The following is a 14689-nucleotide window of genomic DNA, read 5'->3' on the forward strand; positions in this document are numbered from 1 at the left end:
CCTGTCCTCGCCCTCGTACGCACCGTCATGCCCGCGGCCCCCCTTCGTCCGGGGACCATTGCGCCACCGCCTTCCGCCTCGGAGAAAGGGGAAAACCCGGCAAGGTCGAGAGGGCCCCAGACTGCCGGGATCCGGCAAGGGCGTACCTGCGGGACAGGTGGGTGAGGGGCAATGCCGGCCTTCGGTTTCCTCAGGCCGACGACTCCCCCAGAGCCTCGAACCGGCTCACCCCCGCCAATCCGGCACCTCGCCCGTGTCCGGCCGGGCCGGCCGGGCCAGCCGGGCGCCCCGCAGTCCGCGCAGCAGTTCCGTGCCGATGTCCGCGAGTCGGGCAGGGGAGGGCGGGGTGGCTCCGAGGCCGACGGCGTACCGGACCTCGTCCGGGCCGGAACCGACCGGGCGGGGCCAGACGGTGGCGTCCGGGGAGCCCGCGTCCGCCAGGGCGGCCAGCAGCGCGAGCACCCGGCCCCGGAAACGGCCCTCGTCCTCACCGGGTGCGACGGAGACCACCGCCCAGGCGCGGTGGCGCTCGCGCGACGGCGGCGTACGGAGCGCGGCCGGGGGAGCCGGGGCGTTGTCCGGCAGGGACTCCAACTGCTCCCAGGCGAGGAAGAGTTCCTCGGCCACCAGGTCGCGGAAGGCGGCCGAGACCTGCCCGGTGCAGGACCGCACCGGAGCGGTCGGGGTGAGCACCGTGAGCGGTGCCGCCGGACCGGGCACTGCCTCGCTGCCGCCTCCGTACCCGTATCCGTACGCCCGCGGAACCGGCCCGCACGCCACCGGCCGCGTCCAGTCCCAGGCCGCCCAGGTGGCGAAGAAATGCCGCAGCAGTGCCGTGGGCGGCAGGTCGCCGGCCTCCGCGACCGTGCGGGCTGCCAGCACCGACCACGCCAGCCCCGGCAGTCCGCCGAACGCGGCGGAGTCCAGCCCCTTCGCCCTGGCCCACGCCTTCACGGCCCTCGTCAGCGCGGTGTACGCCGCCGGGTCCGGGGCGTCCGCGACCGCGTCGAGCAGCGCCCGCGCATCGCTGACCGCGCTCAGCGCGACGGCCGCCGCGTCGCCCAGCTCGGCCCGCCGGGCCACCGCCTCGCCCGGTGGGACGGCGCCCGTCGCGACCAGGACCAGGTCCACCTTCAGGCCCCGCAGCGCGAACCGCAGGCCCGGCACCCGCGCCCCCGTCACCTCCCGCACGTCCCGCGCCCGCGGCAGTCGGCGTCGCAGCTCGGCCGCGTCCACCACGGCGGGCAGCGCGGCCACCAGGTCCACGTCGGCACCGGGCAGCGCGCACCCCGTACGCCGCGAGCCGACCAGATGCACGCACCCCTCCGGAAACGCGTCGGTCACCGCGACGACCACCTCGGCCCCGCCGTCCTCCGAGCCGCACTCCGAGCCGTCCTGCGAGCCGTCCTCCGAGCCGTTCTCCGGGCCGTCGTCGCCGTCGTCCCGGCCCGCCGCGAAGGTCACCCGCACCCCGTAGTGGTCCGAGGCGAACAGCCCGTCGGCCTCCGGCACGTCCCCGACCAGCGACGCAGTCCGCGGACGGAGTGACCCGACCCGGTACAGCACCCGGTCGAGGCGGGACACCCGGCCGGTCAGCGAGCCGACGGCGGCCAGCGGGTTGGCCGCCGGGTCGAAGGTGGGGGTGTCGTCGTCCGGCCCGTGCACCACGCTCCACGCGTCGGCGAGACCGAGGCGCGCCTGCGGGTTTCCGCCGCCGTCGTTGAAGTCCCCGAGCAGCAGGACGTCACCGTCCAGACCCGCCACACCCGTGGCGATGTCGGCGAGTTCGCGGTCGCGTCGGACCGCGCCCTCGGGGGAGTGGTCACTGCTCAGGTGGGTCGCCGCCACCGTCACCGGGCCGTCAGGACCCTCCAGCACCGCGACGGCCATCGCCTTGTGCGGGCCCAGGACGTGCAGTCCCGCCCCCCGCACCGGAAGACGGCTGAGCAGCAGCAGCCCGCAGTCGGCCACGTCCCGGACGTCGAAGCCGACGGCGACCGTGTAACCCTCCCTGATCCACGGGGCGTTGAGGATCATGTCGCGCAGGGCCGGCTCGACCTCCTGGAGCGCGACGACATCCGCGCCCGCCGCCCGCAGGGTGTCGAGGAGCAGCGGACGGCGGCGAGCGGTGTCGATGCGGTCGCTGTCGTAACGGTCCCAGAGGGTGTTCCACGTCAGCACGGACAACGCCCGCCCGGCCGGAACCGCGTCCTGCGCCCGCCCGGCCGGAACCGCGTCCTGCGCCCGCCCGGCCGGAACCGCGTCCTGCGGGCGCGTGCCCCCGACCGGCTCCCACCTGCCGCCGGTGAAGGCGTACGCCGTACGGGCCGCGAAGTACGGGGCGGGCAGCAGGTGCGTAGCGCGGACCCGGCCGGCCTCCGTGGTGTCCAGCCGGTCGAGGCCACTGGCCCGGTCCCAGACCACCTCGCCGTCCGCCTCGAAGAACAGCACCCGGTGCCAGGGCACCTCCCCGCCCGGCGTGAAGCGCGCCAGCCGCATCCGTTTCGGCTCCCGGCCGCGCTGCGCCACCCCGATCACGAACCGTTCCGGGTCGAAGCGGGCGTCCCACCGGACCCGGTGGTAGATCTCGTCGCTCGTACGCATGCGGCGTCTATACCCTTTCCCCGACGGTGCCGTCCGGCCCCGCGTACCAGGTGCGGTGCGCCTCGCCCGGACAGGGCGGCACGTACCGCCGGATCTGCTCGGTCAGCACCTTCGGCGGCACGGGGTGCTCCCGGCGGCCGTTGCGGCGCACCAGTTCGTCCGCCTCCACCACGGTGACCACATGGGTGACCAGCGCGTTCCGGCGGGCGGCGACCGCGTGCACGGAGGACCGCTGGCGCGGGGTGAGGGAGGTGGCGTCCCAGAGGGTGGTGCCGCCCGCCGCGAGTGCCCGGTCGAGCCGTTCGTGGCCCTCCCGCACCACCTCCTCGTTGGCCGACTGGTCGGTGCGCGAGCCCCGTGCCTCCCGCAGGTCGTCCAGCGACACCGTGACGCCCACGCCCGGCAGTGCGCGGGCCAGGGTGCTCTTGCCGCTGCCGGACGGGCCGACCATCACGAACAGGCGGGGGAAGTCCCCGTCCCGCCAACGCCAGGTCGCGGCCACCGCCTCCTCGGCGCTCGTGATCCGCCCCAGCGCCCACGCCTCGCGGGCCTCCGCCAGGCAGCGGTCGCGGGCGTCCGCGTCGGGCAGACCGGCGAACGCCTCCCGCAGCCCGGCCGGCTCCGTGAGACCGTCCGCGTGCAGCGCCGACCACTCGGCCTGCTCGCGCTCCTCGTCGGTCCCGGCCACCGTGGCGGCCAGCGCGTGCAGGGTGGACAGATCGGCCGCGTACGACATGCGGATCAGGCCGGTGCGCCGCTCGGCGTCGGGATACGGCCGCAGCACGGACCGGTGCAGGCCCACCAGGTCGGCGATCCGGCGTCCGGCCGGCAGGCCCAGCGTGCGGGCCAGGCGCGGCATGAGCGTCGCACGGCGCTCCCGGTGCAGCAGCCCGGCGAGCACCCCGTCCAGCCGGGCGTCGCCACCGGGCCCCGACCGGTCGCCCATGGCGACCGCCGCGTCCGCGTCGGGCGCGGCGGCCGGTCCGTCCGGCAACGCGGCGGCGGCCAGCGCCGACGCGTCCACCGGGCCGCCGGAACGGACCTGCCAGAGCGCGGCCCGGGGGCCCAGCCCGTTGGGCACCACCCGCTCGTGCATCCAGTGCGTCCCGGTCGTCACGTGCCCCGCCCGCACCCACTTGGCCACCGACCGCCCGAACTCCGCCGCACCGAACCCCTCGGCGGGCCGCACGACGTACCCCTCGACGCGCCCGGTGTCCAGGCCCTTCGCCAGCGCTCGCAGCGCCTTCCCGCCCCGCGCGTCCAGCGCGCCCCGCCAGAGCACCGGAACCGCCGGCACGCCCAGCTCCCGCAGGACCGCCACGGTCTCGTCCCAGGGCAGACAGCGGTCGCCGTCCCACACGGAGAAGCCGTAGAAGTAGCCCTCCAGCTCGTCGTACGGGATCGAGTGGCGCGCGTACACGTTCTCGCCGCAGATCCGCCGCCCCGCCGGGATCCGGGGTCCGATCCGCCCTTGCAGGGCCTTCACCCAGCCCCGCGAGGGGTGGTGGGCCGAGTCCAGCGAGCGGGCGTGCAGTCCGTCCCCGTAGAGCGTGGTGTTCTCGCCGTCGAGCTTCTCCGTGACCACCACCTCGCGCCCGCTCAGCCCCGCCAGGTCCCCCACCCGCACGTCGTCCGACGTCGCCCCCGGTGACCAGGGCACATGCGGAGTCCTCGGATAGTGCGTACGCATGGTGCCGGCCCCCGTGGATCCGAATGTCTACGGACCCAACCTAGGCGTGCCGGGTGGCGGGACTCGACCGGTTTCGGGCCGGGGTCGTACGCTCCGGCCCGGTCACGCGTCCCGGAAGAGGTCGTCGGTGCTGTTCGTGGTGGAGGCGCGGCGGAACCAGTGGCGCAGGGTGTCGGAGTCTCGGCACGCGCGGATCCGGGCGGCGGCTTCCGGGGACACGGTGATGCCCCGGTCCTCCAGGGCGAACAGCAGGAACTCGGCCTGCCCTTCCACGCGTCCCTCGTCCCGGAGGCGCTCGCTGGTCTCGGAGCGGAAGAAAGAGAGGTTCGCCGACATGAGATCTCTCCAGAGGGCCGCGGCCGCAGTGCGGCCTCACAGTTCTCCATCCGACGCCCTCGCAAAGAGCGTCCTGGGCAGCGGGCAGCCGTTCGGCCGGCCCGCCGCCCTGGACCTTTGGTAGGCCTCAGGCGTGCCAGGTGACGGGACTCGACCGGTTTCGGGCAGGGGGCCGGTGATCGGCCCGGTCACGCGTCCCGGAAGAGGTCGTCGGTGCTGTTCGCGGTGGAGGCGCGGCGGAACCAGTGGCGCAGGGTGTCGGAGTCTCGGCACGCGCGGATCCGGGCGGCGGCTTCCGGGGACACGGTGATGCCCCGGTCCTCCAGGGCGAACAGCAGGAACTCGGCCTGCCCTTCCACGCGCCCTTCGACGCGCCCTTCCACGCGTCCTTCCACGCGTCCCTCGTCCCGGAGGCGCTCGCTGGTCTCGGAGCGGAAGAAAGAGAGGTTCGCCGACATGAGATCCCTCCAGAGGGCCGCGGCCGGCGTGTCCGCCAGACCGAGTTCGGTGAGTTCGCCGAGGATCAACGCGGTGTCCGGCGCCACGGTCTTCAGGGCCCCGGCCAGCGCTCCCAGTATGTCAGCCGCGTATGGCTTCTTACTATGTGTAATCGCCGAAAAGGCGGCAAGCGGGACGTCTCTGGCCGCGGTCGCGATGTCGCTGATGACGGGCACGTTGTGCGGGCCCAGTACCAGGGGGCGGACCGTGAGGGACGGCCACTCCGGCGTGCCGATGCGGTGCGGGCCGGCCGCCCAGCGGGCGGTGGCCTCGTCGCGGCAGACGACCAGGAGCACCGGGCCCAGGCCGTACTTCGCGTGCAGGTGGGCCAGGTAGTAGGCCCAACTGCTGTGCTTGGCGGGGTCCTTCCTGCCCTGTGCCTCGACGGCGAGGAGGTATCCGCCCCCGTCGGCCGTGTCGACGCGCAGCAGGGTGTCGAGGCGGCGCTCCAGCGGCTTCGTCTCGGTGAGATCCGTGGAGAGCTGGGACACCGTGACCGGCTCGGGGAAGGGGATGCCCAGCGAGCGGAAGGAGCGGGTGAAGATCCCCGGATCCTCCTGGAAGATCCGGTGCAGCGCCTCGTGGGAGGAATTGACCATGGGGTCGACGCTAGGCACCGGCCCCGCCCCCCGTCGCACACTCGCACGCAGTTCGCCCGCACGGGCGAACGCGGACGCGGAGCCTTGACCAGCTGGTTGACACGGGAAAGGGTGCCCACCGAAGCGTGCCCGCGTTTGAGGAGTCATCCTCCGGGGGTAAGATCCTCGGCCGATTGGCCAGGCTCGCGCCCCGTGTGGCACACTGACCAGGTTGCTCGGTTGAGTGTCAATGCTGCGCGCCTCCCGCCGGGAGGACCGGAAGCGAGTCCCACAGTACTCGTCGGCCCCATGCGGGCCGGACGTACGGGAATCTTTCGGGAAGCGTCAGTGGGGCCTCGGCCAGGCGCCCGGTGGGCGTTCCGCCCCCGACAGCAGCGTGGTCCCAGGGCCCGCACCCCCTTGGTTGGGAATTCCTCCGGGAGTTTCACGTAGAGGGGATGCGACACGCCCGACCGCGTGGGTCGGATGCGGAGTTACCAGAACCCCCGGGTTCCAGAGCGTGACGAGAGACAGGACTACTAGTAGCCATGGCGGGACAGAAGATCCGCATCCGGCTCAAGGCCTACGACCACGAGGTCATCGACTCCTCGGCGAAGAAGATCGTCGAGACGGTGACCCGCACTGGTGCGTCGGTCGCGGGCCCGGTGCCGCTGCCCACTGAGAAGAACGTGTACTGCGTCATCAAGTCGCCGCACAAGTACAAGGACTCTCGCGAGCACTTCGAGATGCGCACGCACAAGCGCCTCATCGACATTCTCGACCCCACGCCGAAGACGGTTGACTCGCTGATGCGCCTCGACCTGCCGGCGGGCGTCGACATCGAGATCAAGCTCTGAAGGGACGGGCCGAGATGAGCAAGAACATCAAGGGCGTCCTGGGCGAGAAGCTCGGCATGACCCAGGTCTGGGACGAGAACAACCGGGTCGTCCCGGTGACCGTCGTCAAGGCCGGTCCGTGCGTCGTGACGCAGGTCCGTACGAACGACAGCGACGGCTACGAGTCGGTGCAGATCGCCTTCGGCGAGATCGACCCGCGCAAGGTGAACAAGCCCCTCAAGGGCCACTTCGCCAAGGCCGACGTGACCCCGCGCCGCCACCTCGTGGAGCTGCGCACCCCGGACGCCAGCGAGTACACGCTGGGCCAGGAAGTCACCGCCGACGTGTTCGAGTCCGGCGTCAAGGTCGACGTCACGGGCAAGAGCAAGGGCAAGGGCTTCGCCGGTGTCATGAAGCGTCACAACTTCAAGGGCGGCAAGGCATCCCACGGTGCCCACCGCGTGCACCGCATGCCCGGTTCCATCGGTGGCTGTGCCACCCCCGGCCGTGTCTTCAAGGGCATGCGCATGGCGGGTCGCATGGGCAACGAGCGCGTCACCACCCAGAACCTGACCATCCACGCGGTTGACGCGGAGAAGGGTCTGCTCCTCATCAAGGGCGCGGTCCCCGGTCCGAACGGCGGCCTCGTCCTGGTCCGTACCGCGGCCAAGGGGGCTTGAGGTAATGAGCACCATTGACATCCTTTCGCCGGCAGGCGACAAGGCCGGTACCGTCGAGCTCCCCGCGGAGATCTTCGACGCGAAGACCAGCGTTCCGCTGATCCACCAGGTCGTTGTCGCCCAGCTGGCCGCTGCCCGTCAGGGCACGCACAAGACCAAGCGCCGCGGCGAAGTCCGCGGTGGTGGCAAGAAGCCTTACCGCCAGAAGGGCACCGGCCGCGCCCGTCAGGGTTCGACCCGCGCCCCGCAGTTCGCCGGTGGTGGCGTCGTCCACGGCCCGCAGCCGCGTGACTACTCGCAGCGCACCCCGAAGAAGATGAAGGCCGCCGCCCTGCGCGGTGCCCTCTCGGACCGGGCGCGTCACTCCCGCATCCACGTCGTCACCGGCGTGGTCGAGGGTGGAGTCTCCACGAAGGCCGCCAAGACGCTGTTCGGCAAGATCTCGGAGCGCCCGAACCTGCTCCTGGTCGTCGACCGCGCCGACGAGGCCGCGTGGCTGTCCGCCCGCAACCTGCCCCAGGTGCACATCCTGGAGCCGGGCCAGCTGAACACGTACGACGTGATCGTCTCTGACGACGTGGTCTTCACCCAGGCCGCTTTCGAGTCCTTCGTGTCTGGCCCCCAGACCGCTGAGACCGAAGGGAGCGCCGCCTGATGAGTGAGGCGACCGTTACCAGCAAGACGTACTCGGACCCGCGCGACATCCTCGTGAAGCCGGTCGTTTCCGAGAAGAGCTACGCGCTGCTCGACGAGAACAAGTACACGTTCATCGTGGCGCCGGGCTCCAACAAGACCCAGATCAAGCAGGCCGTCGAAGCGGTCTTCTCGGTCAAGGTCACCGGGGTCAACACGATCAACCGGCAGGGCAAGCGCAAGCGCACCCGCACCGGTTTCGGCAAGCGCGCCGACACGAAGCGCGCCATCGTGACCCTCGCCGAGGGCGACCGTATCGACATCTTCGGCGGCCCGACCTCCTGACGGAGGTCGAGACGTCCAGGATCCGGAATTCTTCCGAGGACTGAGAGATAATGGGTATCCGCAAGTACAAGCCGACGACCCCGGGCCGTCGTGGCTCCAGCGTCGCCGACTTTGTCGAGATCACGCGGTCCACGCCGGAGAAGTCGCTGGTCCGCCCGCTGCACAGCAAGGGCGGCCGTAACAACGCCGGTCGTGTGACCGTTCGCCACCAGGGTGGTGGCCACAAGCGCGCCTACCGCGTGATCGACTTCCGTCGTCACGACAAGGACGGCGTGCCGGCCAAGGTCGCGCACATCGAGTACGACCCGAACCGCACCGCGCGCATCGCGCTGCTGCACTACGCGGACGGCGAGAAGCGTTACATCGTCGCTCCCCGTGGCCTGAAGCAGGGCGACCGTGTCGAGAACGGTCCGGCCGCCGACATCAAGCCCGGCAACAACCTGGCGCTGCGCAACATCCCGGTGGGTACGACCATCCACGCCATCGAGCTGCGGCCCGGCGGCGGCGCGAAGTTCGCCCGTTCCGCGGGTGCCTCCGTGCAGCTGCTGGCGAAGGAGGGCACCATGGCCCACCTTCGTATGCCGTCCGGAGAGATCCGGCTGGTCGACGCCCGCTGCCGCGCCACCATCGGTGAGGTCGGCAACGCCGAGCAGTCGAACATCAACTGGGGCAAGGCCGGCCGCATGCGCTGGAAGGGCGTTCGCCCGACCGTCCGCGGTGTCGCGATGAACCCGGTTGACCACCCGCACGGTGGTGGTGAAGGCAAGACCTCCGGTGGTCGTCACCCGGTCTCGCCGTGGGGTCAGAAGGAGGGTCGTACTCGTTCTCCCAAGAAGGCGAGCAACAAGTACATCGTCCGCCGCCGCAAGACGAACAAGAAGCGCTAGGAGCGGGTTTAGATGCCGCGCAGTCTCAAGAAGGGGCCTTTCGTCGACGGACACCTCATCAAGAAGGTGGACGTACAGAACGAAGCAGGCACCAAGAACGTCATCAAGACCTGGTCCCGTCGCTCGATGATCGTCCCGGCCATGCTGGGTCACACCATCGCGGTGCACAACGGCAAGATCCACGTCCCGGTGTTCGTCACCGAGTCGATGGTCGGCCACAAGCTCGGCGAGTTCTCGCCGACTCGCACCTTCCGCGGCCACGTCAAGGACGACCGGAAGTCGAAGCGCCGCTAACGCGGGGTGGAAACGACTATGACTCACACCGAAGGGACAACCATGGAAGCCAGGGCCCAGGCGCGGTACATCCGCGTCACGCCCATGAAGGCCCGCCGAGTGGTGGACCTCATCCGTGGCATGGATGCCACGGAGGCTCAGGCGGTCCTGCGTTTCGCCCCGCAGGCCGCGAGCGTGCCGGTTGGCAAGGTGCTTGACAGCGCCATCGCCAACGCCGCACACAACTACGACCACCCCGACGCCTCTTCGCTGGTCATCAGCGAGGCGTACGTGGACGAGGGCCCGACCCTGAAGCGGTTCCGTCCGCGTGCTCAGGGCCGTGCCTACCGGATCCGTAAGCGGACCAGCCACATCACCGTGGTCGTCAGCAGCAAGGAAGGAACCCGGTAATGGGCCAGAAGGTAAACCCGCACGGGTTCCGACTCGGCATTACCACGGACTTCAAGTCCCGTTGGTACGCCGACAAGCTGTACAAGGACTACGTCAAGGAAGACGTTGCCATTCGTCGCATGATGACGAAGGGCATGGAGCGCGCCGGCATCTCGAAGGTTGAGATCGAGCGCACCCGCGACCGCGTCCGCGTCGACATCCACACCGCTCGTCCGGGCATCGTCATCGGCCGCCGCGGCGCCGAGGCCGACCGCATCCGCGGCGAGCTGGAGAAGCTGACCGGCAAGCAGGTCCAGCTGAACATCCTCGAGGTCAAGAACCCCGAGGTGGACGCTCAGCTGGTGGCCCAGGCCGTCGCCGAGCAGCTCTCCTCCCGCGTCTCCTTCCGTCGTGCCATGCGCAAGAGCATGCAGAGCTCGATGAAGGCCGGCGCCAAGGGCATCAAGATCCAGTGCGGCGGTCGCCTCGGCGGCGCCGAGATGTCCCGCTCGGAGTTCTACCGCGAGGGCCGCGTGCCCCTGCACACGCTCCGCGCGAACGTCGACTACGGCTTCTTCGAGGCCAAGACGACCTTCGGCCGCATCGGCGTGAAGGTCTGGATCTACAAGGGCGACGTCAAGAACATCGCCGAGGTCCGCGCCGAGAACGCCGCTGCCCGCGCCGGTAACCGTCCGGCTCGTGGCGGCACCGACCGTCCCGCCGGCCGTGGTGCCCGCGGTGGCGAGCGTGGCGGTCGCGGACGCAAGCCGCAGCAGACCGCGCCGGCAGCCGAGGCCCCCAAGGCCGACGCTCCCGCCGCCGCTGCTCCGGCTGCTGAGAGCACCGGAACGGAGGCCTGACCGAAATGCTGATCCCCCGTAGGGTCAAGCACCGCAAGCAGCACCACCCGAAGCGCAGCGGTATGTCCAAGGGTGGCACGCAGGTTGCGTTCGGCGAGTACGGCATCCAGGCGCTGACCCCGGCGTACGTGACGAACCGCCAGATCGAGGCAGCTCGTATCGCGATGACCCGCCACATCAAGCGTGGCGGCAAGGTCTGGATCAACATCTACCCGGACCGCCCCCTGACGAAGAAGCCCGCCGAGACCCGCATGGGTTCCGGTAAGGGTTCTCCCGAGTGGTGGATCGCGAACGTCAAGCCCGGTCGGGTGATGTTCGAGCTGTCCTACCCGAACGAGAAGATTGCTCGTGAGGCGCTGACCCGCGCTGCTCACAAGCTTCCGATGAAGTGCCGGATTGTTCGGCGCGAGGCAGGTGAGTCGTGATGTCGGTCGGTACCAAGGCGTCCGAGCTGCGCGAACTGGGCGACGAGGAGCTCCTCAACAAGCTCCGCGAGGCCAAGGAAGAGCTGTTCAACCTCCGCTTCCAGGCGGCGACTGGTCAGCTCGAAAACCACGGCCGGCTCAAGTCCGTCCGTAAGGACATCGCCCGGATCTACACCCTGATGCGCGAGCGCGAGCTGGGCATCGAGACGGTGGAGAGTGCCTGATGAGCGAGAAGACTGTGACTGAGACGACTGACAGCACCCCTGCGGGCGACCGCGGTTTCCGCAAGACCCGTGAGGGTCTGGTCGTCAGCGACAAGATGGACAAGACCGTCGTCGTCGCTGTCGAGGACCGCGTGAAGCACGCTCTGTACGGCAAGGTCATCCGCCGTACGAACAAGCTCAAGGCCCACGACGAGCAGAACGCTGCCGGCGTCGGCGACCGCGTCATCATCATGGAGACGCGTCCGCTGTCCGCCTCGAAGCGCTGGCGCATCGTCGAGATCCTCGAGAAGGCCAAGTAATTCCTGAGGGGTATTCCCTCAGGCAGGTTCCGCCAGGCTCGGTGGGGGTCCGCGACCGTGAGGTCGCGGCCCCCGCCGGGAACCGGCAGACGATCAGGAGATAGACGTGATCCAGCAGGAGTCGCGACTTCGCGTCGCCGACAACACGGGTGCGAAGGAAATCCTCACCATCCGTGTTCTCGGTGGTTCGGGTCGCCGCTACGCGGGCATCGGTGACGTCATCGTCGCCACCGTCAAGGACGCGATCCCCGGTGGCAACGTGAAGAAGGGTGACGTCGTCAAGGCCGTCATCGTTCGCACCGTCAAGGAGCGTCGTCGTCAGGATGGCTCGTACATCCGCTTCGACGAGAACGCCGCCGTCATTCTGAAGAACGACGGCGACCCCCGCGGCACCCGCATCTTCGGCCCGGTGGGCCGGGAGCTGCGCGAGAAGAAGTTCATGAAGATCATCTCGCTCGCGCCGGAGGTGCTGTAAGCATGAAGATCAAGAAGGGCGACCTGGTTCAGGTCATCACCGGTAAGGACAAGGGCAAGCAGGGCAAGGTCATCGTGGCCTACCCCGCTCAGGACCGCGTCCTCGTCGAGGGTGTCAACCGGGTCAAGAAGCACACCAAGGCCGGTCAGACGGCTCGCGGTTCGCAGACGGGTGGCATTGTCACCACCGAGGCCCCGATCCACGTCAGCAACGTTCAGCTGATCGTGGAGAAGGACGGCAGCAAGGTTGTCACTCGCGTCGGCTTCCGCTTTGACGACGAGGGCAACAAGATCCGCGTTGCCAAGCGGACCGGTGAGGACATCTGATGACTGCCACCACTGCGCCGCGTCTCAAGACGCGCTACCGCGAGGAAATCGCCGGCAAGCTGCGTGAGGAGTTCTCGTACGAGAACGTCATGCAGATCCCCGGTCTGGTCAAGATCGTGGTCAACATGGGTGTGGGCGACGCCGCCCGCGACTCCAAGCTGATCGACGGTGCCGTCAAGGACCTCACCACGATCACGGGTCAGAAGCCGGCCGTCACGAAGGCCCGCAAGTCCATCGCGCAGTTCAAGCTGCGCGAGGGCCAGCCCATCGGCTGCCACGTCACCCTCCGCGGTGACCGGATGTGGGAGTTCCTGGACCGTACGCTGTCGCTCGCGCTTCCGCGTATCCGTGACTTCCGTGGCCTGTCGCCGAAGCAGTTCGACGGCCGTGGCAACTACACCTTCGGTCTCACGGAGCAGGTCATGTTCCACGAGATCGACCAGGACAAGATCGACCGGGTCCGGGGCATGGACATCACCGTGGTCACCACGGCGACCAACGACGACGAGGGTCGTGCCCTCCTTCGTCACCTCGGCTTCCCGTTCAAGGAGAACTGACCGTGGCGAAGAAGGCTCTGATCGCTAAGGCCGCCCGTAAGCCGAAGTTCGGCGTCCGCGGGTACACCCGCTGCCAGCGCTGCGGCCGGCCCCACTCCGTCTACCGCAAGTTCGGCCTGTGCCGCGTGTGCCTCCGTGAGATGGCTCACCGTGGCGAGCTGCCGGGCGTGACCAAGAGCTCCTGGTAATTTCCCTTCGCCCCTTGGGCGTTGGGAGTACCCGGAGACTCTCGGTAAGTATCTGGTCGGCAGGAGCCCCTCCTTTCATGCCGTAGGCTTGAAGGGTTGGGCGCCTGCCGCCCTGGACCGACTTACTACGCCGTAGGTCCCCGCACCGCACCCGTCCCGCCACTGAGTGGGGAGAGGGATGGCGCATACAGGAAACCCCGGCGAGAGAGGCCGAAGGCCAATTCATGACCATGACTGATCCCATCGCAGACATGCTCACGCGTCTGCGTAACGCGAACTCGGCGTACCACGACTCCGTCGGGATGCCGCACAGCAAGATCAAGTCGCACATCGCGGAGATCCTCCAGCAGGAGGGCTTCATCACCGGCTGGAAGGTCGAGGACGCCGAAGTCGGCAAGAACCTCGTCCTGGAGCTGAAGTTCGGCCCGAACCGCGAGCGTTCGATCGCCGGCATCAAGCGCATCTCCAAGCCGGGTCTGCGCGTGTACGCAAAGTCCACCAACCTGCCGAAGGTTCTGGGCGGCCTGGGCGTGGCCATCATCTCCACGTCCCACGGTCTCCTGACCGGCCAGCAGGCCAGCAAGAAGGGCGTAGGTGGGGAAGTCCTCGCCTACGTCTGGTAGTCGGGAACGGAGGAATAGCTCATGTCGCGAATCGGCAAGCTCCCCATCCAGGTTCCCGCCGGTGTGGACGTCACCATCGATGGCCGCACGGTCGCGGTGAAGGGCCCCAAGGGTTCCCTCTCGCACACCGTCGCCGCGCCGATCGAGGTCTCCAAGGGCGATGACGGCGTGCTCAACGTCGTCCGCCCGAACGACGAGCGTCAGAACAAGGCCCTTCACGGCCTGTCCCGCACGCTGGTGGCGAACATGATCACCGGTGTGACCCAGGGATACACCAAGGCGCTCGAGATCAGTGGTGTTGGTTACCGTGTCCAGGCGAAGGGCTCCAACCTGGAGTTCGCCCTGGGCTACAGCCACCCCATCGTCGTCGAGGCCCCGGAAGGCATCACCTTCAAGGTCGAGTCGCCCACGAAGCTCAGCGTCGAGGGCATCGACAAGCAGAAGGTCGGCGAAGTGGCCGCCAACATCCGCAAGCTGCGGAAGCCCGACCCGTACAAGGCCAAGGGTGTCAAGTACGCGGGCGAAGTCATCCGCCGCAAGGTCGGAAAGGCTGGTAAGTAGCCATGGCATACGGTGTGAAGATCGCCAAGGGCGACGCGTACAAGCGCGCGGCTCGCAAGCGGCGCCACATCCGCGTCCGCAAGCACGTCTCCGGTTCGCCGGAGCGTCCCCGCTTGGTCGTGACGCGTTCCAACCGCCACATGGTCGCTCAGGTGATCGACGACATCGCGGGCCACACGCTCGCGTCGGCGTCGACCCTGGACGTGTCCATCCGTGGTGGCGAGGGTGACAAGAGCGCCCAGGCCAAGCAGGTCGGCGCCCTGGTCGCCGAGCGCGCCAAGGCCGCAGGCGTCGAGACCGTCGTGTTTGACCGCGGTGGTAACCAGTACGCCGGGCGGATTGCCGCTCTGGCTGACGCCGCCCGTGAAGCCGGGCTGAAGTTCTAAGCCCCGGTTCCTACG

Annotated in this window: 22 protein-coding genes; 18 read left to right on the plus strand and 4 right to left on the minus strand. The window is 69.3% G+C overall.

Translation table 11 applies throughout. The features are described from left to right. Positions 1–225: 225 nt before the first annotated feature. From Q0994_RS10990 to Q0994_RS11005, 4 genes are all read right to left on the minus strand, one after another. Positions 226–2604, minus strand: coding sequence for a poly(A) polymerase (locus Q0994_RS10990; protein WP_299532226.1), 2379 nt, complete (start codon positions 2602–2604; stop codon positions 226–228). A gap of 7 nt (positions 2605–2611) precedes the next feature. Next, complete coding sequence (locus tag Q0994_RS10995) at positions 2612–4294, minus strand: RNA ligase family protein (RefSeq protein ID WP_299532228.1); 1683 nt, start codon at positions 4292–4294, stop codon at positions 2612–2614. A 102-nt stretch (positions 4295–4396) separates the two neighbouring features. After that, on the minus strand, positions 4397–4630 hold the full coding sequence (locus tag Q0994_RS11000; protein WP_299532230.1) for a hypothetical protein: 234 nt from the start codon (positions 4628–4630) through the stop codon (positions 4397–4399). 188 nt (positions 4631–4818) lie between these two features. Continuing rightward, positions 4819–5727: a hypothetical protein gene (locus tag Q0994_RS11005; protein WP_299532232.1), complete on the minus strand. Its 909-nt coding sequence runs from the start codon at positions 5725–5727 to the stop codon at positions 4819–4821. 527 nt (positions 5728–6254) lie between these two features. On the opposite strand from Q0994_RS11005, the gene rpsJ reads away from it, so the two are divergent. The 18 genes from rpsJ to rplR all read left to right on the plus strand — a co-directional run bounded on the left by rpsJ (position 6255) and on the right by rplR (position 14674). Continuing rightward, positions 6255–6563 (plus strand): 30S ribosomal protein S10, encoded by a 309-nt coding sequence (gene rpsJ / locus Q0994_RS11010; RefSeq protein ID WP_003948644.1) that lies wholly within the window; start codon positions 6255–6257, stop codon positions 6561–6563. A 14-nt stretch (positions 6564–6577) separates the two neighbouring features. Then, the gene (gene rplC, locus Q0994_RS11015) at positions 6578–7222 is read left to right on the plus strand and encodes a 50S ribosomal protein L3 (RefSeq protein ID WP_299532235.1); all 645 of its coding nucleotides are present in this window, start codon (positions 6578–6580) and stop codon (positions 7220–7222) included. A 4-nt stretch (positions 7223–7226) separates the two neighbouring features. Then, on the plus strand, positions 7227–7877 hold the full coding sequence (gene rplD, locus Q0994_RS11020) for a 50S ribosomal protein L4 (protein WP_299532238.1): 651 nt from the start codon (positions 7227–7229) through the stop codon (positions 7875–7877). After that, complete coding sequence (rplW, locus tag Q0994_RS11025) at positions 7877–8200, plus strand: 50S ribosomal protein L23 (RefSeq protein ID WP_299532241.1); 324 nt, start codon at positions 7877–7879, stop codon at positions 8198–8200. The genes rplD and rplW overlap by 1 nt, the downstream gene beginning before the upstream one ends. Positions 8201–8250: 50 nt before the next feature. Further along, on the plus strand, positions 8251–9087 hold the full coding sequence (gene rplB / locus Q0994_RS11030; protein WP_299532244.1) for a 50S ribosomal protein L2: 837 nt from the start codon (positions 8251–8253) through the stop codon (positions 9085–9087). A 12-nt stretch (positions 9088–9099) separates the two neighbouring features. Beyond that, entirely contained in the window at positions 9100–9381 is a 282-nt protein-coding gene (gene rpsS, locus Q0994_RS11035; protein WP_003966956.1) for a 30S ribosomal protein S19, read from the plus strand. 42 nt (positions 9382–9423) lie between these two features. Beyond that, entirely contained in the window at positions 9424–9771 is a 348-nt protein-coding gene (rplV, locus tag Q0994_RS11040) for a 50S ribosomal protein L22 (protein ID WP_026290933.1), read from the plus strand. Beyond that, complete coding sequence (gene rpsC, locus Q0994_RS11045; RefSeq protein WP_299532249.1) at positions 9771–10610, plus strand: 30S ribosomal protein S3; 840 nt, start codon at positions 9771–9773, stop codon at positions 10608–10610. The genes rplV and rpsC overlap by 1 nt, the downstream gene beginning before the upstream one ends. A gap of 5 nt (positions 10611–10615) precedes the next feature. Further along, positions 10616–11035 carry a 50S ribosomal protein L16 gene (gene rplP / locus Q0994_RS11050; RefSeq protein WP_014047785.1) on the plus strand — a complete coding sequence of 140 codons (420 nt, stop codon included), beginning with the start codon at positions 10616–10618 and terminating at the stop codon, positions 11033–11035. Beyond that, positions 11035–11259 (plus strand): 50S ribosomal protein L29, encoded by a 225-nt coding sequence (rpmC, locus tag Q0994_RS11055; RefSeq protein WP_275493826.1) that lies wholly within the window; start codon positions 11035–11037, stop codon positions 11257–11259. The genes rplP and rpmC overlap by 1 nt, the downstream gene beginning before the upstream one ends. Then, a complete protein-coding gene (rpsQ, locus tag Q0994_RS11060) occupies positions 11259–11558 on the plus strand; it encodes a 30S ribosomal protein S17 (protein ID WP_299532256.1) in 300 nt (99 codons plus the stop codon). Before rpmC ends, rpsQ begins: the two co-directional genes overlap by 1 nt. 106 nt (positions 11559–11664) lie before the next feature. Beyond that, the gene (rplN, locus tag Q0994_RS11065; RefSeq protein ID WP_003966950.1) at positions 11665–12033 is read left to right on the plus strand and encodes a 50S ribosomal protein L14; all 369 of its coding nucleotides are present in this window, start codon (positions 11665–11667) and stop codon (positions 12031–12033) included. Positions 12034–12035: 2 nt separating this feature from the next. Beyond that, positions 12036–12359 (plus strand): 50S ribosomal protein L24, encoded by a 324-nt coding sequence (rplX, locus tag Q0994_RS11070; RefSeq protein ID WP_299532261.1) that lies wholly within the window; start codon positions 12036–12038, stop codon positions 12357–12359. After that, positions 12359–12916, plus strand: a complete 558-nt coding sequence (rplE, locus tag Q0994_RS11075; protein WP_033297605.1) for a 50S ribosomal protein L5 — start codon at positions 12359–12361, stop codon at positions 12914–12916. The genes rplX and rplE overlap by 1 nt, the downstream gene beginning before the upstream one ends. Positions 12917–12918: 2 nt before the next feature. Then, positions 12919–13104: a type Z 30S ribosomal protein S14 gene (locus Q0994_RS11080; protein WP_003948630.1), complete on the plus strand. Its 186-nt coding sequence runs from the start codon at positions 12919–12921 to the stop codon at positions 13102–13104. Between the two features lie 224 nt (positions 13105–13328). Beyond that, complete coding sequence (gene rpsH / locus Q0994_RS11085) at positions 13329–13727, plus strand: 30S ribosomal protein S8 (protein WP_299532267.1); 399 nt, start codon at positions 13329–13331, stop codon at positions 13725–13727. Between the two features lie 21 nt (positions 13728–13748). After that, positions 13749–14288: a 50S ribosomal protein L6 gene (gene rplF, locus Q0994_RS11090; RefSeq protein ID WP_299532270.1), complete on the plus strand. Its 540-nt coding sequence runs from the start codon at positions 13749–13751 to the stop codon at positions 14286–14288. A gap of 2 nt (positions 14289–14290) precedes the next feature. Continuing rightward, positions 14291–14674: a 50S ribosomal protein L18 gene (rplR, locus tag Q0994_RS11095; protein ID WP_299532272.1), complete on the plus strand. Its 384-nt coding sequence runs from the start codon at positions 14291–14293 to the stop codon at positions 14672–14674. Positions 14675–14689: the final 15 nt, after the last annotated feature.

Source organism: uncultured Streptomyces sp. (assembly GCF_947488945.1).
Lineage (GTDB): Bacteria > Actinomycetota > Actinomycetes > Streptomycetales > Streptomycetaceae > Streptomyces.